The following is a 26,113-nucleotide window of genomic DNA, read 5'->3' as shown; positions in this document are numbered from 1 at the left end:
GCCGTCTGAATTCGGCCGGTCACGCCGATTCACGAGGTAGAGCCGGCAAGGCGACGGGTGCCATGGCCGCCGGCGTGACACTGGCACCCCTAACGGCGGGCTCCGCGCTGTCTTGAGAATGTCCTATTGTCCGGTTGCGAAATGCCGTTCAATGCACAAATTTGCCGCAACGATGACGCCGGATTGCACCGCTCCGACCGTGTCGGATACAGTAGCCAGCACAGAGGCGCGCGACGACGTGTCCGGTTCGCCAGTTCGCCAAAGTGCCGCCCGCGGCGCATGGCGCAGACCGCAGCGAAGACAACCAGGAGACAGCGATGGACCTGCGGCAACGCGATCACATCGAGACGGTAGTCCAGGCCACCAGCTACCTGCCCCCGCCTGCCTTGCCCGCGGACCGGCCCACGCACGACGCCGTGATCCAGAATTCATGGCGGCGCTGCGTGCACCAGTACGGACTGGATCCTTCGCGCATGCAGGAAGCGCGCATCCTGCCGCAGACACGCCTGCGCGAGCACCAGCAACGCATCGACGATTTCGCGCGCATTGCGCGTCATGGGCTGGAAAGCCTGTATGCGCAGGTGGCAGGGCTGGGCTACGTGGTGCTGCTGACCGACGCGCAGGGCGTGACCGTTGACTACATCGGCGACGCGCGTACCGATACCGATCTGCGCCACGCCGGCCTGTACCTGGGCGCGGAATGGAGCGAGAGCGGAGCCGGCACCTGCGCGGTCGGCACGGCGCTGGTCACTGGCGAAGCACTGACCGTGCATCAGGCCGACCATTTCGACGCCACGCATATTCCGCTCACTTGCACGGCGGCGCCGCTGTTCGACTCGCGCGGAAATCTCAGTGCGATCCTCGACATTTCCGCGCTGACTTCGCCGCATGCCAAGGAGAGCCAGGGCCTGGCGCTGCAGATGGTGCGCATCTATGCGGCGCATATCGAGAATGCGAACTTCCTGCGCGTGCATCATCGCGACTGGATCCTCAAGCTCAACGTGGCGCCTGAGTTTGTCGACGTGAATCCGGAATACCTGCTCGCGCTCGACGACTGCGGCCGCATCGTCGGGCACAACCACCGCGCGCGGCGCATGCTGGAAGGGGAGCTATCCACTGGCACGGTGCTCGGCCAGTCGTTCGAGACGCTGTTCAACGCGCGGCTGGAAGACCTGAGCCGCTATGTCTACTCGCGCCCGAGCGAGCAGCGGCTCGTCGCGCTGAACCGCAGTGGGGGGCTACTCTATCTGAGCGTGATGCCGCCCGCGCTGCGCTGGCAGGCCGGCGCCCGCGAAGAACGCCTCGCGCCGTTTCCAGAGCCGCTCGCGGCATTGAGTGGCGGCGATGCCGCGCTGCAGCAGCAATTGCAGCGCGCGGCGCGCCTGGTCGATTCGCCGATCAACCTGCTGATCAATGGCGAGACCGGCAGCGGCAAGGAGTACTTCGCCAAGGCGCTGCATCAGGCGAGCGCCCGGCGCGGCCAGCCGTTCGTTGCAGTGAACTGCGCTGCGATTCCTGAAACGCTGATCGAAAGCGAGCTGTTCGGCCACCTGCCCAACAGCTTCTCGGGGGCCGGTCCGCGCGGCAAGCGCGGGTTAATCCAGGAAGCCGACGGCGGCACGCTGTTCCTCGACGAGATCGGCGACATGCCGCGCGAGCTGCAGTCGCGTCTGCTGCGCGTGCTGGCCGAGGGCGAGGTCTTGCCGATCGGTGCGGCACGCCCGATACCGGTCAGGCTGCGCGTGATTTCCGCCACGCATCATCGGCTGGAGGATCTGGTCGCGCAAGGACGCTTCCGCGAAGACCTGTTCTACCGGCTCAACGGCGCGCGCTTCGCGCTGCCACCGCTGCGCGAGCGCACGGACCTTGACTGGCTAGTGCAGAAGATGCTCGACGCTGGCGGCCAGCGCGGCATCGCGCTGTCGCCGCAGGCGCGCGAACAGCTTTGCCGCCATCGCTGGCCCGGCAACTTGCGTGAATTGCGTAACGTGCTCGAGTACGCGCGTGCGGTCTGCTCGGACGGCTACATCGATCTGCACGACCTTCCCGATGCCCTTGGCGCTCCGGCGGCAATGACAGCCGTGCAGGCGCTACCCGCGCAAGAGCAAGAGGGCGACACTAAGGCGATGCCGCCGGAAGCCATGCTGCTGATGCAGTACCTGCGCGCGTCGGGCTGGAACCTGAGCGCGGTAGCGCGCCAGATCGGCATCAGCCGCATGACGCTGTACCGCCGCATGGAGCGCTACGGCATCCAGTCTCCGAACCGCCGCGATGGCGAAGGGCCGCTGCAGTAGCGCTCGCCCCGATACGGTTGTCCAGTGCTGTACACCTGCGCTGTGACACCTGTCACACCGTGAGCACCGCCAGGCCCCTTTTGGTGGCCCTCTGACCCGCGCTTCCTGCGGGTAATCCCGCAATTTTCCGCGTTCCCGGCGGTCTTTCCGCATGTCGCGCGCATTGGCACAGCCATTGCAATGAGCCTGTCACCACAAAGACAAAGGAGACAGGCCATGGGGCAGGCACGGTTCGCCGGCGCGCCGCTGGTCGGCATCATCGCCAACCCGGTATCAGCGCGCGACATCCGCCGCGTGATTGCGAACGCCAACAGCCTGCAACTGGCCGACCGCGTCAATATCGTGCTGCGCCTGCTGGCCGCGCTGTCGGCCTGCGGCATCGACCGTGTGATGATGATGCCGGACCGCGAAGGGCTGCGCGTCATGCTCGCTCGGCACCTGAGCCGGCACCAGGGTCCGGACGCGGGACTGCCTGCAGTGGAGTACATCGACATGCCGGTCACCGCGCGCGTCGATGACACGCTGAACGCGGCGCGCCATATGGCCGACGCCGGCGTGGAAGTGATCATCGTGCTCGGCGGCGATGGCACGCATCGCGCCGTGGTGCGCGAATGCGGCGGCGTGCCGATCGCCGGGCTGTCCACCGGCACCAACAATGCGTTCCCGGAAATGCGCGAGGCCACCATTACCGGGCTCGCGTCGGGACTGTATGCGACGGGCAAGGTGCCGGCATCGCACGCGCTCGCATCGAACAAGCGACTCGATATCGTCATTCGCGATGCTGACGGCGGTTTCCGGCGCGACATCGCGCTTGTCGACGCAGTGATCGCGCATGAGCATTTCATCGGCGCGCGCGCGCTGTGGAAGTCCGACACGCTCGCTGCCGTGTACGTGGCATTCGCCGATCCGCAGGCGATCGGGCTGTCCGCCATCGCCGGGCTGCTGGAACCACTCGGACGGCGCGAAGCGGGCGGCCTTGCGATCGAACTGGCCGCCCCGGGACAGGGCGAGTTCGAGCTGCGCGCGCCCATCGCGCCCGGCCTGCTGAGCCAGGTCTCCATCGCTGGCTGGCAGCGCCTGGAGCATGCCCGGCCGCACCGCGTGCGACAGCGTGCAGGCATCGTCGCGCTCGATGGCGAGCGCGAACTGGCCTTCGGGCCGCATGACGAAGTCACCGTCACCCTGCACGAACACGCTTTCCGCAGCATCGACGTGGCGGCGTGCATGCGCTATGCCGCGCGCGAGCGGCTGATGCGCAGCAGTCCAGCCGCCATTCTCGCTAATCACTGAGCAAGCCGTACCACCCCAACCAAGGAGACAACCATGAGCGCCAGTGCCATGCAAGCCGGCCCAAGCGGGCTGCCACTCGACAAGGAGACCCTGCTGACGGTGTATCGGAAGATGCGCACCATCCGCGAGTTCGAAGAACGCCTGCACGTGGACTTCGGCCGCGGCGACATTCCCGGTTTCGTGCATCTGTACGCGGGCGAGGAGGCCGCGGGCGTGGGCATCCTGCACCACCTGCACGATGGCGACCGCATCGCCAGTACGCACCGCGGTCACGGCCACTGCATTGCCAAGGGCGTCGACCCGGTGGCGATGATGAAGGAGATCTACGGCAAGAAGGGCGGCTCTTGCAATGGCAAGGGCGGGTCGATGCATATCGCCGACCTGTCCAAGGGCATGATGGGCGCAAACGGCATTCTGGGCGCCGGCGCGCCGCTGATCTGCGGCGCCGCGCTGGCCGCGAAGTTCCGCGGCAAGGGCGAGGTCGGCATTACGTTCAGCGGCGACGGCGCATCGAACCAGGGCACGTTCCTCGAAAGCCTGAACCTCGCCGCCGTGTGGAACCTGCCGGTGATCTTCGTGATCGAGAACAACGGCTATGCGGAATCGACCTCGCGCGATTACGGCACCGCGGTGGACAGCTACGTGGATCGCGCGGCCGGCTTCGGCATTCCCGGCGTGACGGTGGACGGTACCGATTTCTTCGCGGTGCATGAGGCAGCCGGCGAAGTCATCCGCCGCGCGCGTGAAGGCGGTGGGCCGTCGCTGCTCGAATGCAAGATGGTCCGCTTCTACGGGCACTTCGAAGGCGACGCGCAAACCTATCGCGCCGCGGGCGAACTCGACGACATCCGCGCCAACAAGGACTGCCTGAAGCTGTTCTCGCGCGCGGTGACGCAAGCGGGCGTGGTCTCGCGCGAGGAACTCGAGTCGATCGACCGCGAAGTCGCGACGCTGATCGAGCACGCCGTGCAGGAGGCCAAGGCCGCGCCATTGCCTGGTCCGGAGGATCTGCTGACTGATGTCTACGTGAGCTACTGAATCGCCAACCCGACACTGCTATCCACATTTCAGGAGACAGACCATGGCTCGCAAACTGAGCATCAAGCTGGCGATCAACGAGGCGATCGACCAGGAAATGACGCGGGATCCCAGCGTGATCATGCTGGGGGAAGACATTGTCGGCGGCGCCGGCGCGGACGGTGAAAAGGACGCATGGGGCGGTGTGCTTGGCGTGACCAAGGGGTTGTACGCCAAGCATGGCGACCGCTTGCTCGATACGCCACTGTCGGAGTCGGCCTACGTGGGGGCGGCCATCGGCGCCGCGGCCTGCGGCATGCGACCGATCGCCGAACTGATGTTCATCGACTTCATGGGCGTGTGCTTCGACCAGATCTTCAATCAGGCGGCCAAGTTCCGCTACATGTTCGGTGGCAAGGCCGAAACGCCGGTGGTGATCCGCGCAATGGTAGGCGCGGGCTTTCGCGCGGCCGCGCAGCACAGCCAGATGCTGACGCCGCTGTTCACGCACATTCCCGGCCTCAAGGTGGTGTGCCCCTCGACGCCGTACGACACCAAGGGCCTGCTGATCCAGGCCATCCGCGACAACGATCCGGTGATCTTCTGCGAGCACAAGAACCTGTACGGGCTTGAGGGCGACGTGCCGGAGGGCGCTTACACGATTCCGTTCGGCGAGGCCAATATCGCACGCGACGGCAAGGACGTGACCATCGTCGCTTACGGGCTGATGGTGCATCGCGCGCTGGACGCGGCGGCGACGCTGGCGAAGGAAGGCATCGAAGCGGAAGTGATTGACCTGCGCACGCTGTCGCCGCTCGACATGGATACGGTGCTCGAGTCGGTCGAGAACACCGGACGGCTTGTCGTCGTGGACGAAGCTAGCCCGCGCTGCAATATCGCGACTGATATCTCGGCGCAGGTTGCGCAGCAGGCATTCGGTGCGCTGAAGGCCGGTATCGAGATGGTGTGCCCGCCGCACACGCCGGTTCCGTTCTCGCCGACGCTCGAAGACCTGTATATCCCCAGCGCCGCGCACGTCGTGGAAGCGGTGCGCAAGACCATGAAGGGAGGCAAGCACTGATGGCCGCAGCAATTACCCCGATCGTGATGCCCAAGTGGGGCCTGTCGATGAAGGAAGGCACTATCAACGAGTGGCTCGTCGACGAGGGCGCCCAAATATCGGTGGGCATGCCGATCCTTGATGTGGAAACCGACAAGATCGCCAACGCCGTCGAGGCGCCCGATGCCGGCACCTTGCGCCGCAAGGTAGCCAGCGTGGGGGACGTGCTGCCGGTCAAGGCCCTGCTCGGTGTGCTGGCGCCTGCGGAGGTGAGCGATGCGGAAATCGATGCCTATATTGCGGCTTACGAAACGCCGGCGGACGACGGCGACGAAGAGGAAGCCGAACCCGCGTACCAATACGCCGACGTCGACGGCATCCGCGTCCGCTACGCCCGGAGGGGCGACGCGGGGCCGGCGGTGCTCTTCGTCCACGGATTTGGCGGTGACCTGGATAACTGGCTGTTCAACCTTGACGCCCTTGCCGATGCGTACACGGTGGTCGCGCTGGACCTCCCCGCTCACGGACAGACGTCGCCGCGGCTCGCGGGTACGACGCTGGCGGAGATGGCCGGCTTTGTAGCACGCTTCCTGGATGTGACGGGCATCGACGCGGCGCATGTGGTCGGGCATTCGATGGGCGGGGGCATTGCCGCGCAGCTTGCCGTCGATGCGCCGCAGCGCGTGCTCTCGGTGGCGCTGGTCTCGCCGGTCGGCATGGGCGAGGAGATCAACAGCGGCTATACCGAAGGCTTCGTCAACGCGCAGTCGCGCCGGGACCTGAAGCCCGTGATCGAGCTGCTGTTCGCCAACCCGGACCTCGTCAGCCGGCAGATGCTCGATGACCTGCTGCGCTACAAGCGGCTCGACGGCGTGCAGGAAGCATTGTCGGCGATCGGCTACAGCTTGTTCGCGCGAGGCAGGCAGCGCGAGCAGCCGGCGCAGCGGCTGGCTGATACGGGCAAGCGCACGCTCGTGGTGTGGGGCGCAAAGGACCAGATCATCCCGAGTACCCACGCGCAGAACGCGCCGGCAGGCGCCACGGTGAAGGTGTTCGACGACGCCGGACACATGAGCCAGATGGAAAAGGCCGGCGACTTCAATGCGCTGTTGCGCACACACCTGGCCGGTTGATGCCGGATCGCGGACGGCGGCCACGCCGTCCGCGCCGGCCTGCTATCGTGTGGCAGGTCACCGCCAGGACGAATTCCATGCCATTCGTATTTGTCGAACCCCACGCTGCGCGCGAAGATCCGCTGCAGGACGAACTCGCGTTGCTGGACGCTGCCGCTCACGGCAGCGAAGTCGCCCAGTTGTGGGAGGCCCCGGTGTCGCTGGTGGTGCCCCGCAGCTACCTGCGCTATCCGAAGTTCGAGGCCGCGCGTGACAGCTTTGCCCGGCGTGGCTGCCCTGTCTGGTTGCGCATGTCGGGCGGCGGACTGGTGCCGCAGGGGCCCGGCATCATGAACCTGAGTCTCGCCTATCGTGTGGATGGGCCACCGGGCGCGTTGAGCGAGGCGGTGTACCTGCACCTGTGCGAGGTCGTCGGCGGGGCATTGTGCAACCTTGATGTCGACAGTCACTGGCAGGCCGTCGAGGGATCGTTCTGCGACGGGCGATTCAATCTGGCCTGGGGGCCGCCGGGCCAGGCGCGCAAGATTGCTGGCACGGCCCAGTACTGGCGCCGGGCACCGGCAGCCGCGCAGGCGCCGGATGGCCAGCGCCATGTGGTACTCGCGCATGCGGTGCTGCTCGTCAGCGCGGATCCGGTGTCGATCACGCAGCGCGCCAATGATTTCGAGGCCGAGGCCGATACGGGCCGGCACTACGATGCCGACAAGGTGGTCAGCGTACAGCAGGCCATGAACGCAGCCAACGACGATCAGGCAGCATTGGCGCAGCGGGTACTCGAAGCGTTGCGGGCAAGCGTGGCCGCTTCGGTGCCGCCGCGCGCATAGTCTGCTATCGCGCGGGCAGGAACAGCATGTCGCCGTACCACGCGCGCGTGGTGGCGCCTGTGTTGTCGGTATCGGTGAGCAGGCCGTAGGCCGTAATCTTGCCGGGAGGTTCGTGGAACGCCTGCTCGTAGTCCTGGGCAATATTGCGGCGCAGCGTCTGCCACTGGCCCGCATCGCCGGGCTTGCCGGCAACCACGATCATCTGCACGCGGTTGGTGTGCGGGTTGGCGATAACGCTGCCACGCGCGGCTGTCGTCGACCAGATATACATCAGCGTGGCATAGGGCAGGTCTTCGCCGCCGAGCTTCCTCGCAAGCTGGATGCCCGCGCGATCGCCAAACGACAGCTTGTCCTTGTCGCCGTCAAAGAAGAACACCAGTCGGGCCGGGGCATCTTCCTTGGCGCCCTCGCTGTTGTCGGCGCCTTCGACTGGCGCTTGCGCCTTCCAGCGCCACGCGACAACCGGCGTGCGGTCCAGGTCGATATTGCCCTCGTGCATCAGCGCGGAAGCGGACCTGTTCGCATCGGCTTGCAGCACGGTGGTGTTGCCATCCGCCACGAGCGTATAGCGGGTCATCGCCTTACCATGCACGACAGGCAGGTTCTTCCAATCGTCCGGCAACTGAGCGCCGGGACGCATTGCGGAAAATGCGATGCCGGGTTGATCGCCCTGCGCGGACTGCGCCGGGGTTGCAAGCAGGACGGCCGCGCACAGCAAGCCGCGCCATAGCGCTTGCGTCTGCCTGTGTGCGTACCGGGGTGAGAGGGGTGGCATGACGCAAACGCTCCGGTGACTGGGCATGGGAGCATTGTAGTGAGGCGGGACATTTTCCGTCTGGCACCGAGAGATACTTCAGCAGGTAGTGGCAGCTTCGGGGCGCAAGGGGTCGCGTGTTACACGCCCCCAAAAAAATCGCGGCCCGCACAGGGGCCGCTAATCGGGAATGCGAGGAGGTCAGTTTCCTCAAGAGGCGTTATCGGCGCAGCGTCTCGCATCGAGACCCCTCTTTGGGAGGGGCTGCCTCGCATCGTCCGATTAAGCGATCAGGTAGTTTGGGCCTTCGGGGGGCATATTGGCAGCGCGCACTTTCTGCACGTTCGCCATCAGTTCGGTATGTGCTGCGTCCAGCCAGTCGACGCGGTGCCGGACCGGATCGTTCGGCGACAGATCGTTTGCTGAAATCTCGCGCAGGAAATAGCGCACCATGTTTCCAGCCCGTGCCGGAACCGGCATCATCCCCAGAAGCTGGTGTTTGGCCAGGAGCCGCCGGCTTGCTGCATGGCGCAGTCCGGACCATGCGGTACGGCCTAGCGCAATGTAGAACGCGTCGGGACGCATCTGGCGAAGCGCGCCGAGAAAGTGGGCTTCGAATGCGGCGCGCAGCATCGGCGCCGCAAGCAGGTCTTCCAGCGTGCCATTGAAAGCAAGGCCGCGGCGCGTGGTGGCGCACGGTAACAAGGCCAATGGCTGGAACTGCTCGAAACCCTCGTTCCATAGCGCCGCCGCGTGGGGCAGCCCCACAAGCTCCGGTGCGCGGAAATGATCGAGCATGCGGATCAGATTGGGCCGTATCAGCTGCCCGCCAAGTTCCACGCGGCGCTTGTTCTCGCGCTGGATCACGCGGCCCGGCGTACGCGCCTGCAGCAGCTCCTCGGTCACCGCTGCGGCAAGCCGCACGTGAGCATGCCCTGGCGTCGTGCTGACTAGTACCAGGCGTGCGCCCAGGTTGAAGTGCTCGTGCGGCACATACGTCATCGTGTAAGTGCCGTCCTGATCGACCAGTATCGGCTTGGCGATTAGCCCAGCGGATCCCATGCGCCGGATCTGGGCGCAATATTCTTCGATGTAGTTCGTCAAGGTGTCCCCGCTCCACTGCGATAAAGGTGCTGCCAGCTTCTTTTTTTCTTCATGGTAAGCCGCAGCCCCGGACACCGACAAAATCAAAAGTGTCGTATCAGGCTCTCGATGCCATGAGCTTGGTGGGACAGCGAACGAATGCGGTGCCTCCCGCTGTCAGCCGCCGGCATGGTCACGCGCCGGGCGACTGACTCTTTGCTACCGTACCTCAAGGTGTGGGTCAGGAGAATGACGGGCCGGTTCAGCCGGAGATCGTGGTGTCGATAGCAACCTCGGCCGACAACGATTTGTGCACGGGGCACTTGTTCGCCACGCGCAGCAGATCCTCAAGCACTTTGGGTTCCAGATTGCCAGTGACGCGGACTTCGCGCTTCATCGCGTAGTGGCCGGAGGTTTCCTCGTGGCTGACGGAAGCATGGATTCCATCCACGGCGTAGCCCTTGCGCTTGGCATAAAGCTGGAGGGTGAGCACCGTGCATGCCGCAAGCGCCGAATCGAGCAAGTCATGCGGGCTGGGATACTGCGGGTCGCCGCCCGCCGTGTCATCCAGATCCGCTTGCCAGCGCGCTTGCCCATTGGTCAGGTTGCAAAGCGTATTGTCCTGGCTCGGCTGCCATGTCGCTTGGATAGTCATCGAACGTCCTCGTACGGGAGTGGGCCGGAGCGCGGCCCGGGAGTAACGATTCTATACAGATGTACGAACTGCGACATTTTCAGTGATTAATGCGGCGCCTTTCGATATTGGCGATTTATTTCACCAAACCGCTTGCCAAGGGTGATTTGCTGCCGTACTATTCGCCCCCTCGCAACACAACGCGGCGCTGCAAGGCAGGGCTGACAAGGGCTGCGGGGCAACTGGGTGGTTCGGAGCGAGAGAGTTAGCGCGACGAACCGAAGTAAAAAAAAGTGCTGACCCGGTTGACGAAACGAAGAAAGTTCTGCATAATCTCGTTTCTCTGCTGCTGACGCAGCGACGCAAACGGCAAAGCCGGTGCGTGGCCCGAAAGGGCGGGTTCTTTAACAACCAAACAACCGATAAGTGTGGGCGCTGGGTAGCGGACGCACGAAGTCTTCGGACTTCGGAGCTTCAAAAGTTACAAAGTGCTCGCACAGCAAAACGTGACTGGGTCTACGGATCTGGTCAGTCAGTTTTCTGAGAGTGAGCGACCGCTCGAAAGAGCGAGGTGCTTCGGCACCACACAGAGATTGAACTGAAGAGTTTGATCCTGGCTCAGATTGAACGCTGGCGGCATGCCTTACACATGCAAGTCGAACGGCAGCACGGGGGCAACCCTGGTGGCGAGTGGCGAACGGGTGAGTAATACATCGGAACGTGCCCTGTCGTGGGGGATAACTAGTCGAAAGATTAGCTAATACCGCATACGACCTGAGGGTGAAAGCGGGGGACCGGTAACGGCCTCGCGCGATAGGAGCGGCCGATGTCTGATTAGCTAGTTGGTGGGGTAAGAGCCCACCAAGGCGACGATCAGTAGCTGGTCTGAGAGGACGATCAGCCACACTGGGACTGAGACACGGCCCAGACTCCTACGGGAGGCAGCAGTGGGGAATTTTGGACAATGGGGGCAACCCTGATCCAGCAATGCCGCGTGTGTGAAGAAGGCCTTCGGGTTGTAAAGCACTTTTGTCCGGAAAGAAAACCCTTGCCCTAATACGGTGGGGGGATGACGGTACCGGAAGAATAAGCACCGGCTAACTACGTGCCAGCAGCCGCGGTAATACGTAGGGTGCGAGCGTTAATCGGAATTACTGGGCGTAAAGCGTGCGCAGGCGGTTTTGTAAGACAGGCGTGAAATCCCCGGGCTTAACCTGGGAATGGCGCTTGTGACTGCAAGGCTAGAGTGTGTCAGAGGGGGGTAGAATTCCACGTGTAGCAGTGAAATGCGTAGAGATGTGGAGGAATACCGATGGCGAAGGCAGCCCCCTGGGACATGACTGACGCTCATGCACGAAAGCGTGGGGAGCAAACAGGATTAGATACCCTGGTAGTCCACGCCCTAAACGATGTCAACTAGTTGTTGGGGATTCATTTCTTCAGTAACGTAGCTAACGCGTGAAGTTGACCGCCTGGGGAGTACGGTCGCAAGATTAAAACTCAAAGGAATTGACGGGGACCCGCACAAGCGGTGGATGATGTGGATTAATTCGATGCAACGCGAAAAACCTTACCTACCCTTGACATGCCACTAACGAAGCAGAGATGCATTAGGTGCCCGAAAGGGAAAGTGGACACAGGTGCTGCATGGCTGTCGTCAGCTCGTGTCGTGAGATGTTGGGTTAAGTCCCGCAACGAGCGCAACCCTTGTCTCTAGTTGCTACGAAAGGGCACTCTAGAGAGACTGCCGGTGACAAACCGGAGGAAGGTGGGGATGACGTCAAGTCCTCATGGCCCTTATGGGTAGGGCTTCACACGTCATACAATGGTGCGTACAGAGGGTTGCCAACCCGCGAGGGGGAGCCAATCCCAGAAAACGCATCGTAGTCCGGATCGTAGTCTGCAACTCGACTACGTGAAGCTGGAATCGCTAGTAATCGCGGATCAGCATGCCGCGGTGAATACGTTCCCGGGTCTTGTACACACCGCCCGTCACACCATGGGAGTGGGTTTTGCCAGAAGTAGTTAGCCTAACCGCAAGGAGGGCGATTACCACGGCAGGGTTCATGACTGGGGTGAAGTCGTAACAAGGTAGCCGTATCGGAAGGTGCGGCTGGATCACCTCCTTTCCAGAGGCGCGCGTTCTGCGTGCTCAGTGTCCACACTTATCGGTTTGTTTGCTGTTACAGCCAAGGGTCTGTAGCTCAGGTGGTTAGAGCACCGTCTTGATAAGGCGGGGGTCGTAGGTTCAAGTCCTACCAGACCCACCAAGTTATCCGAGGGGGGATTAGCTCAGCTGGGAGAGCACCTGCTTTGCAAGCAGGGGGTCGTCGGTTCGATCCCGTCATCCTCCACCACCGCTTACGAGCGGGACGGAAGTACCTTGGTTTGGTTGGCCAAATGCAAGCGCTCTGCGCAAGAGTGTTTGCATTTGGCATTGCCAAGCGATCGCAAGATCGGCTGTTCTTTAACAATATGGGATGTAGTAAAGGTGTCGCGCGAGCGTTGATGAGACGCTCAGTTGTATAACGCGATACCGGGTTGTGATTGTATCAACCAAAGTATTTAAGTGATCGAAAGATGACTTGGAATACGGCACAAATGCGAGAACTCAACCTGTAGCGAGACGGTGTCCTTGAGACACACTTGTTATAGGGTCAAGCGAACAAGTGCATGTGGTGGATGCCTTGGCGATCACAGGCGATGAAGGACGCGGTAGCCTGCGAAAAGCTTCGGGGAGCTGGCAAACGAGCTTTGATCCGGAGATGTCCGAATGGGGAAACCCGGCCCGAATGGGTCATCCCACACTGAATTCATAGGTGTGGGAAGCGAACGCGGCGAACTGAAACATCTAAGTAGCTGCAGGAACAGAAATCAACCGAGATTCCCAAAGTAGTGGCGAACGAAATGGGAAGAGCCTTGTACTCTTTAGCAGTGTTGTTAGCAGAACGGGATGGAAAGCCCGGCCGTAGCAGGTGATAGCCCTGTATGCGAAAACAGCGTTGTGGAACTAGGTGTACGACAAGTAGGGCGGGACACGTGAAATCCTGTCTGAAGATGGGGGGACCATCCTCCAAGGCTAAATACTCGTGATCGACCGATAGTGAACCAGTACCGTGAGGGAAAGGCGAAAAGAACCCCGGGAGGGGAGTGAAATAGATCCTGAAACCGCATGCATACAAACAGTCGGAGCCTCGTAAGGGGTGACGGCGTACCTTTTGTATAATGGGTCAGCGACTTACATTCAGTGGCGAGCTTAACCGATTAGGGCAGGCGTAGCGAAAGCGAGTCCGAACAGGGCGATTAGTCGCTGGGTGTAGACCCGAAACCAGATGATCTATCCATGGCCAGGTTGAAGGTGCGGTAACACGTACTGGAGGACCGAACCCACTAACGTTGAAAAGTTAGGGGATGAGCTGTGGATAGGGGTGAAAGGCTAAACAAATCTGGAAATAGCTGGTTCTCTCCGAAAACTATTTAGGTAGTGCCTCGTGTGTCACCTTCGGGGGTAGAGCACTGTCATGGTTGGGGGGTCTATTGCTGATTACCCCGCCATAGCAAACTCCGAATACCGAAGAGTGCAATCACGGGAGACAGACATCGGGTGCTAACGTCCGGTGTCAAGAGGGAAACAACCCAGACCGCCAGCTAAGGTCCCCAAATATGGCTAAGTGGGAAACGAAGTGGGAAGGCTAAAACAGTCAGGAGGTTGGCTTAGAAGCAGCCACCCTTTAAAGAAAGCGTAATAGCTCACTGATCGAGTCGTCCTGCGCGGAAGATGTAACGGGGCTAAGCCATATACCGAAGCTGCGGACGCACAGTAATGTGCGTGGTAGGAGAGCGTTCCGTAAGCCTGTGAAGGTGTCTTGTAAAGGATGCTGGAGGTATCGGAAGTGCGAATGCTGACATGAGTAGCGATAAAGGGGGTGAAAGGCCCCCTCGCCGTAAGCCCAAGGTTTCCTACGCAACGTTCATCGGCGTAGGGTGAGTCGGCCCCTAAGGCGAGGCAGAGATGCGTAGCTGATGGGAAGCAGGTTAATATTCCTGCACCGTCGTATGATGCGATGGGGGGACGGATCGCGGAAGGTTGTCCGGGTGTTGGAAGTCCCGGTCCCTGCAGTGGAGAAGGCGCTTAGGCAAATCCGGGCGCGTAATTCAAGGCTGTGGGGCGAGTGAGCTAGGCTCGCGAAGCAATTGGAAGTGGTTCCAAGAAAAGCCTCTAAGCTTCAGTCATACGAGACCGTACCGCAAACCGACACAGGTGGGCGAGATGAGTATTCTAAGGCGCTTGAGAGAACTCGGGAGAAGGAACTCGGCAAATTGGTACCGTAACTTCGGGATAAGGTACGCCCTGGTAGCTTGACTGGCCTGCGCCAGAAGGGTGAAGGGGTTGCAATAAAATGGTGGCTGCGACTGTTTAATAAAAACACAGCACTCTGCAAACACGAAAGTGGACGTATAGGGTGTGACGCCTGCCCGGTGCCGGAAGATTAAATGATGGGGTGCAAGCTCTTGATTGAAGTCCCGGTAAACGGCGGCCGTAACTATAACGGTCCTAAGGTAGCGAAATTCCTTGTCGGGTAAGTTCCGACCTGCACGAATGGCGTAACGATGGCCACACTGTCTCCTCCCGAGACTCAGCGAAGTTGAAGTGTTTGTGATGATGCAATCTCCCCGCGGCTAGACGGAAAGACCCCATGAACCTTTACTGTAGCTTTGCATTGGACTTTGAACCGATCTGTGTAGGATAGGTGGGAGGCTTTGAAGCGTGGACGCTAGTTCACGTGGAGCCGTCCTTGAAATACCACCCTGGTTTGTTTGAGGTTCTAACCTTGGCCCGTGAATCCGGGTCGGGGACAGTGCATGGTAGGCAGTTTGACTGGGGCGGTCTCCTCCCAAAGTGTAACGGAGGAGTTCGAAGGTACGCTTGGTACGGTCGGACATCGTACCTAAAGTGCAATGGCAAAAGCGTGCTTAACTGCGAGACCGACAAGTCGAGCAGGTGCGAAAGCAGGACATAGTGATCCGGTGGTTCTGAATGGAAGGGCCATCGCTCAACGGATAAAAGGTACTCTGGGGATAACAGGCTGATACCGCCCAAGAGTTCATATCGACGGCGGTGTTTGGCACCTCGATGTCGGCTCATCTCATCCTGGGGCTGTAGCCGGTCCCAAGGGTATGGCTGTTCGCCATTTAAAGAGGTACGTGAGCTGGGTTTAAAACGTCGTGAGACAGTTTGGTCCCTATCTGCCGTGGGCGTTGGAATCTTGACGGGGGCTGCTCCTAGTACGAGAGGACCGGAGTGGACGTACCGCTGGTGTACCTGTTGTCTCGCCAGAGGCATCGCAGGGTAGCTATGTACGGAAGAGATAACCGCTGAAAGCATCTAAGCGGGAAACTCGCCTGAAGATGAGGATTCCCTGGAGGCTTGACCTCCTTGAAGGGTCGTTCGAGACCAGGACGTTGATAGGCTGGGTGTGGAAGCGCAGTAATGCGTTAAGCTAACCAGTACTAATTGCCCGTAAGGCTTGATCCTATAACCAGTGTGTTTTAGCCTGGTGAGTCAATCGCCTTGTGCCGATACAGCACAACCCAACGCTACAAAACTACATCCCGAATTGGTGAGGTTGACCGCGTCAGCCTCACAACCCCTCATGCCTGGTGACCATAGCGAGCTGGAACCACCCCTTCCCATCCCGAACAGGTCCGTGAAACAGCTCCGCGCCGATGATAGTGCGGATACCCGTGTGAAAGTAGGTCATCGCCAGGCTCTTATAATGCAGAACCCCTCAGCTCCCTCGAGCTGAGGGGTTTTTGCTTTTGGAGCGTCGAAAACCAAGGCGAGTACGGAAGCGCTTTGAATCAGGGCGCCTACCTGATGCCAATCACCATTGAATCCGGCCCGGCCAGCGGCTCGACGCGTACCTGCGTGAAGCCCGCCTCCTTCATCCAGGCGCAGCATTGCGCCCCGGTGTAGTCGAAGCCGCCGGGCGTTTCGATCAGCATATTCAGGCTCATCAGAAGCCCGAATGCGTTCTGCCTGCGCTCGTCGTCGATTACCGCGTCGTAGACGATCAGACAGCCCTCGTCAGGCAACGCCGCGTGGCATTTCTTCAAAAGTTCGAGCTTCTGCCCGAGGTCCCAGTCGTGGAGGATGTGTCCCATCACGAGCACATCCGCCGTCGGGCATGGGTCTTTGAAGAAATCGCCAGGCTGGAAGCGCAACCGTTCCTGCAAGCCGTGCGAGACCACGTATTCTTCAAACACTGGACCCACGGCAGGCAAATCGAAGCCGCCGCCGCGCAAGTGGGGATGCGCCAGTGCTATCTGCACGGGCAATGCTCCCTGCGCTGTGCCGATGTCGATGAATGTGCTGTAGTTCTGCCAAGGGAATTTCTGCGCCATTGCCTTGGCCGCGCCCAGGCTGACACCGGTCATCGCCCGCAAGAAGCGCCGCAACGCATGTTCATCGTGGTAAACGGCTTCGAACAGGTTGCCGCCGCGCTTGGCCTCATTCTGAGGTTGCCCGGTCCGAAGCGCTTCGGTCAATGAGCCCCAGAACGGATACAACCGGGTGTTGGCCATTTCCAGCAAGTCGCCCACGTAGCTGGGTTTCGCCGCATCCAGAAATAGAGCGGTGTCGGGTGTGTTGCGATATTTCCCCTGTTCGCGTTCCAGCAGCTTCAGTGCGACCAGCGCGTCGAGAAAATCAAGCGCCGATCGGCGATGCAGTCCAAGCGCCGAAATGAGTTCCGCGGCGCCGAGAGGGCCCGCCGCCAGGCGAGTGAACACGCCTAGTTCGACGGCGGACAGCATGGTCTTGGATGCCCAGAATCCCATGCCAAGCTGCAGCAGGCGATCCGGGGTGAGTTCGGGATGGTCCGTGTCCGCGCCCGCGTCGCGCGGCGCCAAGCCTGACGTATTCTGCATCTACGCTCTCCCGCAATTGTGGAGACATCCCGGATGCCATGGGCGACGGGATTTTGATGCTTAGCGTAGACAGCGCATAAAGCGAAGTCCAGCCCTTGCCGCAGGTATCGCTGCGCCCGAACGAGGAACTTACTGCGCCTGCCCTGGGATCGCGCTTCGCGCCGATAACTTCTCATCACCTTGCAGGACATCATGGCATTTATTTCCGATACGCCGCTTGTGTCGGCGGCCGACGCCGCAGGCGATACCAGGCTCAGTGATCTGCTCGGGGAAGTCAGAGCATGCCGGCGCCGAATCGCTGCGAACTTTACGTGCTCAACGGATTGAGGAGAGGATTGGGCCGCTGATCCCGCTGATCCCGCTGATCCCGCTGATCCCGCTGATCCCGCTGTTCATGAAGCCGTAGGCTGCGTCGAGGGAGGGGTGCTCAAAAAGCCATCCCCGGTCCTTTTTCCAATAAAGACTTGCATTCCTGCCATCGAGGCATTAGTATTCGCTCCCTCGTTCGCAAGAGTACTGCGAAACGGGGTAGGAAAAAGACTTTCCGGGATTAATCACTCAAAAGAGCGGAGCAGTTCAGGAAAAAAGAAATTTCGCGAAAATGCTTGATTAATCGTCGAAAATACTTTAAAGTCTTGTTTCTCTGCTGCTGACGCAGCAACGCAAACGGCAAAGCCGGTGAGCGTAACCCGAAAGGGTGGCTTCTTTAACAATCAAACAACCGATAAGTGTGGGCGCTTGATACTGGATGCGAAAGACTTCGGTCTTTTAGCTCAAAAGTTATCAGTGCTCGCACAGCAAAACGTGACTGGGTCTACGGATCTGGTCAGTCAGTTTTCTGAGAGTGAGCGACCGCTCGAAAGAGCGAGGTGCTTCGGCACCACACAGAGATTGAACTGAAGAGTTTGATCCTGGCTCAGATTGAACGCTGGCGGCATGCCTTACACATGCAAGTCGAACGGCAGCACGGGGGCAACCCTGGTGGCGAGTGGCGAACGGGTGAGTAATACATCGGAACGTGCCCTGTCGTGGGGGATAACTAGTCGAAAGATTAGCTAATACCGCATACGACCTGAGGGTGAAAGCGGGGGACCGGTAACGGCCTCGCGCGATAGGAGCGGCCGATGTCTGATTAGCTAGTTGGTGGGGTAAGAGCCCACCAAGGCGACGATCAGTAGCTGGTCTGAGAGGACGATCAGCCACACTGGGACTGAGACACGGCCCAGACTCCTACGGGAGGCAGCAGTGGGGAATTTTGGACAATGGGGGCAACCCTGATCCAGCAATGCCGCGTGTGTGAAGAAGGCCTTCGGGTTGTAAAGCACTTTTGTCCGGAAAGAAAACCCTTGCCCTAATACGGTGGGGGGATGACGGTACCGGAAGAATAAGCACCGGCTAACTACGTGCCAGCAGCCGCGGTAATACGTAGGGTGCGAGCGTTAATCGGAATTACTGGGCGTAAAGCGTGCGCAGGCGGTTTTGTAAGACAGGCGTGAAATCCCCGGGCTTAACCTGGGAATGGCGCTTGTGACTGCAAGGCTAGAGTGTGTCAGAGGGGGGTAGAATTCCACGTGTAGCAGTGAAATGCGTAGAGATGTGGAGGAATACCGATGGCGAAGGCAGCCCCCTGGGACATGACTGACGCTCATGCACGAAAGCGTGGGGAGCAAACAGGATTAGATACCCTGGTAGTCCACGCCCTAAACGATGTCAACTAGTTGTTGGGGATTCATTTCTTCAGTAACGTAGCTAACGCGTGAAGTTGACCGCCTGGGGAGTACGGTCGCAAGATTAAAACTCAAAGGAATTGACGGGGACCCGCACAAGCGGTGGATGATGTGGATTAATTCGATGCAACGCGAAAAACCTTACCTACCCTTGACATGCCACTAACGAAGCAGAGATGCATTAGGTGCCCGAAAGGGAAAGTGGACACAGGTGCTGCATGGCTGTCGTCAGCTCGTGTCGTGAGATGTTGGGTTAAGTCCCGCAACGAGCGCAACCCTTGTCTCTAGTTGCTACGAAAGGGCACTCTAGAGAGACTGCCGGTGACAAACCGGAGGAAGGTGGGGATGACGTCAAGTCCTCATGGCCCTTATGGGTAGGGCTTCACACGTCATACAATGGTGCGTACAGAGGGTTGCCAACCCGCGAGGGGGAGCCAATCCCAGAAAACGCATCGTAGTCCGGATCGTAGTCTGCAACTCGACTACGTGAAGCTGGAATCGCTAGTAATCGCGGATCAGCATGCCGCGGTGAATACGTTCCCGGGTCTTGTACACACCGCCCGTCACACCATGGGAGTGGGTTTTGCCAGAAGTAGTTAGCCTAACCGCAAGGAGGGCGATTACCACGGCAGGGTTCATGACTGGGGTGAAGTCGTAACAAGGTAGCCGTATCGGAAGGTGCGGCTGGATCACCTCCTTTCCAGAGTGTGCATCCCAAGTCAAGCGTTCACACTTATCGGTTTGTTTGTTGTTGCAGCCAGAATGGTTGGCCAAAGGCAAGCGCTTAGCATTGAGCGCTTGCCTTTGGCATTTGCCAAGCGATCGCAAGATCGGCTGTTCTTTAACAATATGGGATGTAGTAAAGGTGTCGCGCGAGCGTTGATGAGACGCTCAGTTGTATAACGCGATACCGGGTTGTGATTGTATCAACCAAAGTATTTAAGTGATCGAAAGATGACTTGGAATACGGCACAAATGCGAGAACTCAACCTGTAGCGAGACGGTGTCCTTGAGACACACTTGTTATAGGGTCAAGCGAACAAGTGCATGTGGTGGATGCCTTGGCGATCACAGGCGATGAAGGACGCGGTAGCCTGCGAAAAGCTTCGGGGAGCTGGCAAACGAGCTTTGATCCGGAGATGTCCGAATGGGGAAACCCGGCCCGAATGGGTCATCCCTGACTGAATACATAGGTCAGGGAAGCGAACGCGGCGAACTGAAACATCTAAGTAGCTGCAGGAACAGAAATCAACCGAGATTCCCAAAGTAGTGGCGAACGAAATGGGAAGAGCCTTGTACTCTTTAGCAGTGTTGTTAGCAGAACGGGATGGAAAGCCCGGCCGTAGCAGGTGATAGCCCTGTATGCGAAAACAGCGTTGTGGAACTAGGTGTACGACAAGTAGGGCGGGACACGTGAAATCCTGTCTGAAGATGGGGGGACCATCCTCCAAGGCTAAATACTCGTGATCGACCGATAGTGAACCAGTACCGTGAGGGAAAGGCGAAAAGAACCCCGGGAGGGGAGTGAAATAGATCCTGAAACCGCATGCATACAAACAGTCGGAGCCTCGTAAGGGGTGACGGCGTACCTTTTGTATAATGGGTCAGCGACTTACATTCAGTGGCGAGCTTAACCGATTAGGGCAGGCGTAGCGAAAGCGAGTCCGAACAGGGCGATTAGTCGCTGGGTGTAGACCCGAAACCAGATGATCTATCCATGGCCAGGTTGAAGGTGCGGTAACACGTACTGGAGGACCGAACCCACTAACGTTGAAAAGTTAGGGGATGAGCTGTGGATAGGGGTGAAAGGCTAAACAAATCTGGAAATAGCTGGTTCTCTCCGAAAACTATTTAGGTAGTGCCTCGTGTGTCACCTTCGGGGGTAGAGCACTGTCATGGTTGGGGGGTCTATTGCTGATTACCCCGCCATAGCAAACTCCGAATACCGAAGAGTGCAATCACGGGAGACAGACATCGGGTGCTAACGTCCGGTGTCAAGAGGGAAACAACCCAGACCGCCAGCTAAGGTCCCCAAATATGGCTAAGTGGGAAACGAAGTGGGAAGGCTAAAACAGTCAGGAGGTTGGCTTAGAAGCAGCCACCCTTTAAAGAAAGCGTAATAGCTCACTGATCGAGTCGTCCTGCGCGGAAGATGTAACGGGGCTAAGCCATATACCGAAGCTGCGGACGCACAGTAATGTGCGTGGTAGGAGAGCGTTCCGTAAGCCTGTGAAGGTGTCTTGTAAAGGATGCTGGAGGTATCGGAAGTGCGAATGCTGACATGAGTAGCGATAAAGGGGGTGAAAGGCCCCCTCGCCGTAAGCCCAAGGTTTCCTACGCAACGTTCATCGGCGTAGGGTGAGTCGGCCCCTAAGGCGAGGCAGAGATGCGTAGCTGATGGGAAGCAGGTTAATATTCCTGCACCGTCGTATGATGCGATGGGGGGACGGATCGCGGAAGGTTGTCCGGGTGTTGGAAGTCCCGGTCCCTGCAGTGGAGAAGGCGCTTAGGCAAATCCGGGCGCGTAATTCAAGGCTGTGGGGCGAGTGAGCTAGGCTCGCGAAGCAATTGGAAGTGGTTCCAAGAAAAGCCTCTAAGCTTCAGTCATACGAGACCGTACCGCAAACCGACACAGGTGGGCGAGATGAGTATTCTAAGGCGCTTGAGAGAACTCGGGAGAAGGAACTCGGCAAATTGGTACCGTAACTTCGGGATAAGGTACGCCCTGGTAGCTTGACTGGCCTGCGCCAGAAGGGTGAAGGGGTTGCAATAAAATGGTGGCTGCGACTGTTTAATAAAAACACAGCACTCTGCAAACACGAAAGTGGACGTATAGGGTGTGACGCCTGCCCGGTGCCGGAAGATTAAATGATGGGGTGCAAGCTCTTGATTGAAGTCCCGGTAAACGGCGGCCGTAACTATAACGGTCCTAAGGTAGCGAAATTCCTTGTCGGGTAAGTTCCGACCTGCACGAATGGCGTAACGATGGCCACACTGTCTCCTCCCGAGACTCAGCGAAGTTGAAGTGTTTGTGATGATGCAATCTCCCCGCGGCTAGACGGAAAGACCCCATGAACCTTTACTGTAGCTTTGCATTGGACTTTGAACCGATCTGTGTAGGATAGGTGGGAGGCTTTGAAGCGTGGACGCTAGTTCACGTGGAGCCGTCCTTGAAATACCACCCTGGTTTGTTTGAGGTTCTAACCTTGGCCCGTGAATCCGGGTCGGGGACAGTGCATGGTAGGCAGTTTGACTGGGGCGGTCTCCTCCCAAAGTGTAACGGAGGAGTTCGAAGGTACGCTTGGTACGGTCGGACATCGTACCTAAAGTGCAATGGCAAAAGCGTGCTTAACTGCGAGACCGACAAGTCGAGCAGGTGCGAAAGCAGGACATAGTGATCCGGTGGTTCTGAATGGAAGGGCCATCGCTCAACGGATAAAAGGTACTCTGGGGATAACAGGCTGATACCGCCCAAGAGTTCATATCGACGGCGGTGTTTGGCACCTCGATGTCGGCTCATCTCATCCTGGGGCTGTAGCCGGTCCCAAGGGTATGGCTGTTCGCCATTTAAAGAGGTACGTGAGCTGGGTTTAAAACGTCGTGAGACAGTTTGGTCCCTATCTGCCGTGGGCGTTGGAATCTTGACGGGGGCTGCTCCTAGTACGAGAGGACCGGAGTGGACGTACCGCTGGTGTACCTGTTGTCTCGCCAGAGGCATCGCAGGGTAGCTATGTACGGAAGAGATAACCGCTGAAAGCATCTAAGCGGGAAACTCGCCTGAAGATGAGGATTCCCTGGAGGCTTGACCTCCTTGAAGGGTCGTTCGAGACCAGGACGTTGATAGGCTGGGTGTGGAAGCGCAGTAATGCGTTAAGCTAACCAGTACTAATTGCCCGTAAGGCTTGATCCTATAACCAGTGTGTTTTAGCCTGGTGAGTCAATCGCCTTGTGCCGATACAGCACAACCCAACGCTACAAAACTACATCCCGAATTGGTGAGGTTGACCGCGTCAGCCTCACAACCCCTCATGCCTGGTGACCATAGCGAGCTGGAACCACCCCTTCCCATCCCGAACAGGTCCGTGAAACAGCTCCGCGCCGATGATAGTGCGGATACCCGTGTGAAAGTAGGTCATCGCCAGGCTCTTATACCCAAAACCCCTCGACAGCGTGTGCTGCGAGGGGTTTTGTCTTTTGTGGCTGCGCGCGGACATTCCAATAATCCCGCGACACCCACTTTCGCGGCCGGCACTCACGCTTTAACATCGCCTGATCGTTTTCAAGTGTCAGGATTGCATGTCCGTTGAGCGCCAGTGGTATCTCTATCTGCTCGAATGCACGGGCGGTTCAATCTACACCGGCATTACTACCGATGTGGCGCGACGCTTCGCGCAGCACCAAGCCGGAAAAGGTGCGAAGTACACCCGGTCGCGCAAGCCCTTGCGTGTGCTCGGCCAGGTCGCCTTTCCCTCGAAGTCCGAAGCGCTGAAAGCCGAATTGGCGACGAAGCGTATGAGTTCGGCGCAGAAGATCGCATTTTGCGCGAAACTTGAGCAGCCCGAAACATGAAATGAAAAAGGCGCACGCCGCAGCGTGCGCCTTTCCGTTTCGATGCCGGTCTATCAGACGACCGTCAAGGTCACTTCGATATTGCCGCGCGTCGCATTCGAGTACGGGCAAACCTGGTGTGCCTGCTCAACCAGCTTTTCCACTGCCTCGCGCTCAAAGCCCGGAACCGAGATCTTCAGTTCGGCCTGAATGCCAAAACCTTGCGGAATCGGACCAATGCCAACCGATCCTTCAATCGACGTATCCGCCGGCAGCACGATTTTCTGTTGGGCCGCGACATGCCGCATGGCGCCAATGAAGCAGGCCGAGTAGCCCGCGGCGAACAGTTGCTCGGGATTCAGGCCGTCACCTTTACCCCCCATCTCTTTCGGCAGCGCCAGCTTGGCGTCGAGTTGCCCGTCGGACGTCACAGCGCGGCCATCGCGGCCACCGGTGGCAGTGGCATGGGCGGTGTAGAGGACTTTTTCGAGTTTCATGAAAGCTCCAGAGGTAATGTAGCCCATCATCAGGGCATGTGAGCGACCGCTTCATCCTCATGCGGTAGCCCAGAAATCGTTCGCGCTTGTTCGAGCGTCGACCGCAATGCATGCAGGCGCTCCGTCAGTGCCTGTATCTCGTCGAGCGGGCACTGCGTCGCGCACAGCAATCTTTCCGGAATGCCGACCGCTGACTGCCGCAACTTGCGGCCGGCATCGGTCAGGGCGACCAGCACACGGCGTTCATCTCCGGCGTCGCGCCTGCGACTGACCAGTCCGGCGCCTTCGAGCCGCTTCAGCAATGGCGTCAGCGTCCCCGAATCCAGCGCCAGGCGGTTGCCCAGTTCGGATACCGTCAGTCCTTCGTGCTCCCACAGCACCAGCATGACCAGATATTGCGGATAAGTGAGTCCAAGCTCATCCAGCATCGGCTTGTAGACCTTGGTCATCGCCAGCGAAGTCGAGTACAGGGCAAAGCACAGCTGCCGGTCCAGCAACAGCAGGTTCTGCTTGGCTTGCGTGTTCGTGTCGTCCATGCACATATATTAGACACAATTAAATTGTGTGCAAGATAAATTTGAAGTCTTTTTTCGAAGTAGCGAATACGTAACTTCGCCCTTTAAGGCTGTCTTAAGTCTTGCTGTTTAGCATCTACCGTGTCGCGCCACGCCGCTATCGGCAACGGCGCAGGAACAGATCGGGGAAAGGAGATTCCATGATTCGCCAGACCATTGCACGTACCGCCATTGGCATTGCTGCACTCGCCGCCATTGGTGGAGGCTATGCCTACCTGCAGAAGGAAGTCATAACGCCGGGGTACGCCGCATCCGCGCCGGCGGTCTCGGCCGCACCCGCGCAAGCCGCTGCGGTGGCGACGCCGATGGATTTCTCCGGCATCGTCGACCAGTATGGCCCAGCCGTGGTCAATATCAGCGTGACCGCGCGTGCGCAGCGCACCGCTATGCAGGCACCGTCCGGCATGGACCCCGACGATCCGCTGTTCCAGTTCTTCAAGCGTTTTGGGCCCCAGTTCCAGGGGCCGCAGAGCGGTCAGCAACTGGTCAAGGGCCTGGGTTCCGGCTTTATCGTGAGCCCGGATGGTCTGATCCTGACCAACGCGCACGTCGTGGATGGCGCGCAGGAGGTCACTGTGAAGCTGACCGACCGGCGCGAGTTCAAGGCCAAGGTGCTGGGCACGGACCCGCAGACCGACGTGGCCGTGATCCGCATCGATGCCAAAGACCTGCCCACGGTCCGGCTCGGCGACCCGGCACGCGTGAAGGTTGGTGAGCCCGTACTGGCCATCGGCTCGCCTTACGGATTCGAGAACACGGTGACCGCCGGTATCGTCAGCGCCAAGTCGCGCTCACTGCCTGACGACACCTATGTGCCGTTCATCCAGACCGACGTGGCCGTGAACCCTGGCAATTCCGGAGGCCCCTTGTTCAACCAGCGCGGCGAGGTGATCGGCATCAATTCGCAGATCTACAGCCAGACCGGCGGCTACCAGGGGTTGTCGTTCGCAATTCCGATCAACGTCGCGACCAAGGTCGAACAGCAGCTCGTGGCGCACGGCAAGGTCACGCGCGGCCGTCTAGGCATCTCGGTGCAGGAAGTCAACCAAGCGCTCGCGCAGTCGTTCGGCCTGCCCAAGCCGTCGGGTGCGCTCGTGAATTCGGTCGAGGCTGACAGCCCCGCTGCCAAGGCGGGCGTAAAGCCTGGCGATGTCATCGTGCAACTCGACGACGACGTGATCGACCACTCCGGAGACTTGCCTGAGCACGTTGCCGATATCAAGCCGGGCACGCAGACCACGCTGAAGATCATCCGCAAGGGCCAGCCGATGACGCTCGCGGTGAAGGTGGGCGCCGCCAAGGAGGAATCGGTCGCGCAGAAGGGTAACGACAGTCAGGCCGGCGGACGGCTGGGCCTGGCCGTCCGCTCGCTGACGCCTTCGGAACGGCGCGAAAGCGGGATCGATGGCGGACTCGTGGTGGAGGATGTCGCCGGCCCGGCTGCGCGCGTGGGCATCCAGCCGGGCGACGTGATCCTGTCGCTCAACGGCACGCCGATTACGTCGGCCGACCAACTGCGCGCTCTGGTTGCCAAATCCGGCAAGCAGGTGGCACTCCTGGTGCAGCGCGATGAGGCGCGCATCTTCATTCCGCTCGACCTCGGCTGATCGCTGCAAGCGTTTACCGATAAGGCTTTGGGGGCGTTCGCGGGTCGTATGCAGGGGGGTAAACGGCGGCGTATACGAAGCGTATACGGGCCGTATACGAAGCCGGTATACGGCCCGCGAAGCCTTGCGGCAAGCGGGTT

At 59.6% G+C, this 26,113-nt stretch carries 14 protein-coding genes, 2 tRNA genes and 6 rRNA genes; 16 read left to right on the top strand and 6 right to left on the bottom strand.

Going from position 1 to position 26,113, the window contains the following annotated elements; translation table 11 throughout:
- Nucleotides 1–317: 317 nt before the first annotated feature.
- From ACIGJG_RS21025 to ACIGJG_RS21000, 6 genes are all read left to right on the top strand, one after another.
- Nucleotides 318–2,294, top strand: a complete 1,977-nt coding sequence (locus ACIGJG_RS21025) for a sigma-54-dependent Fis family transcriptional regulator (protein WP_483673862.1) — start codon at nucleotides 318–320, stop codon at nucleotides 2,292–2,294.
- A 216-nt stretch (nucleotides 2,295–2,510) separates the two neighbouring features.
- A complete protein-coding gene (locus ACIGJG_RS21020; protein ID WP_483673861.1) occupies nucleotides 2,511–3,584 on the top strand; it encodes an ATP-NAD kinase family protein in 1,074 nt (357 codons plus the stop codon).
- Between the two features lie 33 nt (nucleotides 3,585–3,617).
- Nucleotides 3,618–4,622, top strand: coding sequence for a thiamine pyrophosphate-dependent dehydrogenase E1 component subunit alpha (locus tag ACIGJG_RS21015; protein ID WP_011301658.1), 1,005 nt, complete (start codon nucleotides 3,618–3,620; stop codon nucleotides 4,620–4,622).
- Between the two features lie 43 nt (nucleotides 4,623–4,665).
- Nucleotides 4,666–5,682: an alpha-ketoacid dehydrogenase subunit beta gene (locus ACIGJG_RS21010; RefSeq protein ID WP_011301659.1), complete on the top strand. Its 1,017-nt coding sequence runs from the start codon at nucleotides 4,666–4,668 to the stop codon at nucleotides 5,680–5,682.
- Nucleotides 5,682–6,794, top strand: a complete 1,113-nt coding sequence (locus ACIGJG_RS21005; RefSeq protein ID WP_483673859.1) for an acetoin dehydrogenase dihydrolipoyllysine-residue acetyltransferase subunit — start codon at nucleotides 5,682–5,684, stop codon at nucleotides 6,792–6,794. The genes ACIGJG_RS21010 and ACIGJG_RS21005 overlap by 1 nt, the downstream gene beginning before the upstream one ends.
- Nucleotides 6,795–6,871: 77 nt before the next feature.
- Nucleotides 6,872–7,618: a lipoyl protein ligase domain-containing protein gene (locus ACIGJG_RS21000; RefSeq protein ID WP_011301661.1), complete on the top strand. Its 747-nt coding sequence runs from the start codon at nucleotides 6,872–6,874 to the stop codon at nucleotides 7,616–7,618.
- A 4-nt stretch (nucleotides 7,619–7,622) separates the two neighbouring features.
- Here ACIGJG_RS21000 and ACIGJG_RS20995 read toward each other — a convergent pair whose 3' ends face one another.
- The 3 genes from ACIGJG_RS20995 to ACIGJG_RS20985 all read right to left on the bottom strand — a co-directional run bounded on the left by ACIGJG_RS20995 (nucleotide 7,623) and on the right by ACIGJG_RS20985 (nucleotide 10,110).
- Nucleotides 7,623–8,393: a DUF3047 domain-containing protein gene (locus ACIGJG_RS20995; protein ID WP_483673858.1), complete on the bottom strand. Its 771-nt coding sequence runs from the start codon at nucleotides 8,391–8,393 to the stop codon at nucleotides 7,623–7,625.
- A gap of 261 nt (nucleotides 8,394–8,654) precedes the next feature.
- Nucleotides 8,655–9,476, bottom strand: coding sequence for a hypothetical protein (locus ACIGJG_RS20990; protein WP_140949465.1), 822 nt, complete (start codon nucleotides 9,474–9,476; stop codon nucleotides 8,655–8,657).
- Nucleotides 9,477–9,717: 241 nt separating this feature from the next.
- On the bottom strand, nucleotides 9,718–10,110 hold the full coding sequence (locus ACIGJG_RS20985; RefSeq protein ID WP_483673857.1) for an OsmC family protein: 393 nt from the start codon (nucleotides 10,108–10,110) through the stop codon (nucleotides 9,718–9,720).
- A 574-nt stretch (nucleotides 10,111–10,684) separates the two neighbouring features.
- On the opposite strand from ACIGJG_RS20985, the gene ACIGJG_RS20980 reads away from it, so the two are divergent.
- From ACIGJG_RS20980 to rrf (ACIGJG_RS20960), 5 genes are all read left to right on the top strand, one after another.
- A 16S ribosomal RNA gene (locus tag ACIGJG_RS20980) occupies nucleotides 10,685–12,218 on the top strand.
- Between the two features lie 64 nt (nucleotides 12,219–12,282).
- A tRNA-Ile gene (locus tag ACIGJG_RS20975) sits at nucleotides 12,283–12,359 on the top strand.
- 11 nt (nucleotides 12,360–12,370) lie between these two features.
- Nucleotides 12,371–12,446 (top strand) — tRNA-Ala (locus ACIGJG_RS20970).
- 298 nt (nucleotides 12,447–12,744) lie between these two features.
- Nucleotides 12,745–15,625: ribosomal RNA gene (locus ACIGJG_RS20965) — 23S ribosomal RNA — on the top strand.
- 121 nt (nucleotides 15,626–15,746) lie between these two features.
- Nucleotides 15,747–15,859 (top strand): 5S ribosomal RNA (rrf, locus tag ACIGJG_RS20960).
- The 16S, 23S and 5S rRNA genes sit together here with 2 tRNA genes alongside, the layout of an rRNA operon.
- Before the next feature lie 101 nt (nucleotides 15,860–15,960).
- Here rrf (ACIGJG_RS20960) and ACIGJG_RS20955 read toward each other — a convergent pair.
- Entirely contained in the window at nucleotides 15,961–17,019 is a 1,059-nt protein-coding gene (locus ACIGJG_RS20955) for a methyltransferase (RefSeq protein WP_011301665.1), read from the bottom strand.
- A gap of 893 nt (nucleotides 17,020–17,912) precedes the next feature.
- Here ACIGJG_RS20955 and ACIGJG_RS20950 point away from each other — a divergent pair.
- From ACIGJG_RS20950 to ACIGJG_RS20935, 4 genes are all read left to right on the top strand, one after another.
- Nucleotides 17,913–19,446: ribosomal RNA gene (locus ACIGJG_RS20950) — 16S ribosomal RNA — on the top strand.
- A gap of 329 nt (nucleotides 19,447–19,775) precedes the next feature.
- A 23S ribosomal RNA gene (locus ACIGJG_RS20945) occupies nucleotides 19,776–22,656 on the top strand.
- 121 nt (nucleotides 22,657–22,777) lie between these two features.
- Nucleotides 22,778–22,890: ribosomal RNA gene (rrf, locus tag ACIGJG_RS20940) — 5S ribosomal RNA — on the top strand.
- A 152-nt stretch (nucleotides 22,891–23,042) separates the two neighbouring features.
- Entirely contained in the window at nucleotides 23,043–23,315 is a 273-nt protein-coding gene (locus tag ACIGJG_RS20935; protein ID WP_011301666.1) for a GIY-YIG nuclease family protein, read from the top strand.
- A gap of 53 nt (nucleotides 23,316–23,368) precedes the next feature.
- On the opposite strand, the gene ACIGJG_RS20930 is transcribed toward ACIGJG_RS20935, so the two are convergent.
- Both ACIGJG_RS20930 and ACIGJG_RS20925 read right to left on the bottom strand, forming a co-directional pair.
- The gene (locus tag ACIGJG_RS20930; RefSeq protein ID WP_011301667.1) at nucleotides 23,369–23,791 is read right to left on the bottom strand and encodes an organic hydroperoxide resistance protein; all 423 of its coding nucleotides are present in this window, start codon (nucleotides 23,789–23,791) and stop codon (nucleotides 23,369–23,371) included.
- A gap of 29 nt (nucleotides 23,792–23,820) precedes the next feature.
- Nucleotides 23,821–24,333, bottom strand: a complete 513-nt coding sequence (locus ACIGJG_RS20925; protein ID WP_140950115.1) for a MarR family winged helix-turn-helix transcriptional regulator — start codon at nucleotides 24,331–24,333, stop codon at nucleotides 23,821–23,823.
- A 173-nt stretch (nucleotides 24,334–24,506) separates the two neighbouring features.
- Between ACIGJG_RS20925 and ACIGJG_RS20920 the strand changes: the two genes are divergently transcribed.
- Nucleotides 24,507–25,973 carry a DegQ family serine endoprotease gene (locus tag ACIGJG_RS20920; protein WP_011301669.1) on the top strand — a complete coding sequence of 489 codons (1,467 nt, stop codon included), beginning with the start codon at nucleotides 24,507–24,509 and terminating at the stop codon, nucleotides 25,971–25,973.
- Nucleotides 25,974–26,113 lie beyond the last annotated feature (140 nt).

Source organism: Cupriavidus sp. C1SS-2L, assembly GCF_057073735.1.
The sequence above is the reverse complement of the archived record's forward strand: the minus strand, read 5'-3'. Positions and strand labels throughout refer to the sequence as shown.

What these genes read in the sequence shown, in the direction of transcription:
- ACIGJG_RS21025 (WP_483673862.1), top strand. Translation starts at nt 318, where the DNA reads ATGGACCTGCGGCAACGCGATCACATCGAGACGGTAGTCCAGGCCACC.
- ACIGJG_RS21020 (WP_483673861.1), top strand. Translation starts at nt 2,511, where the DNA reads ATGGGGCAGGCACGGTTCGCCGGCGCGCCGCTGGTCGGCATCATCGCC.
- ACIGJG_RS21015 (WP_011301658.1), top strand. Translation starts at nt 3,618, where the DNA reads ATGAGCGCCAGTGCCATGCAAGCCGGCCCAAGCGGGCTGCCACTCGAC.
- ACIGJG_RS21010 (WP_011301659.1), top strand. Translation starts at nt 4,666, where the DNA reads ATGGCTCGCAAACTGAGCATCAAGCTGGCGATCAACGAGGCGATCGAC.
- ACIGJG_RS21005 (WP_483673859.1), top strand. Translation starts at nt 5,682, where the DNA reads ATGGCCGCAGCAATTACCCCGATCGTGATGCCCAAGTGGGGCCTGTCG.
- ACIGJG_RS21000 (WP_011301661.1), top strand. Translation starts at nt 6,872, where the DNA reads ATGCCATTCGTATTTGTCGAACCCCACGCTGCGCGCGAAGATCCGCTG.
- ACIGJG_RS20995 (WP_483673858.1), bottom strand. Translation starts at nt 8,393, where the DNA reads ATGCCACCCCTCTCACCCCGGTACGCACACAGGCAGACGCAAGCGCTA.
- ACIGJG_RS20985 (WP_483673857.1), bottom strand. Translation starts at nt 10,110, where the DNA reads ATGACTATCCAAGCGACATGGCAGCCGAGCCAGGACAATACGCTTTGC.
- ACIGJG_RS20955 (WP_011301665.1), bottom strand. Translation starts at nt 17,019, where the DNA reads ATGCAGAATACGTCAGGCTTGGCGCCGCGCGACGCGGGCGCGGACACG.
- ACIGJG_RS20935 (WP_011301666.1), top strand. Translation starts at nt 23,043, where the DNA reads ATGTCCGTTGAGCGCCAGTGGTATCTCTATCTGCTCGAATGCACGGGC.
- ACIGJG_RS20930 (WP_011301667.1), bottom strand. Translation starts at nt 23,791, where the DNA reads ATGAAACTCGAAAAAGTCCTCTACACCGCCCATGCCACTGCCACCGGT.
- ACIGJG_RS20925 (WP_140950115.1), bottom strand. Translation starts at nt 24,333, where the DNA reads ATGTGCATGGACGACACGAACACGCAAGCCAAGCAGAACCTGCTGTTG.
- ACIGJG_RS20920 (WP_011301669.1), top strand. Translation starts at nt 24,507, where the DNA reads ATGATTCGCCAGACCATTGCACGTACCGCCATTGGCATTGCTGCACTC.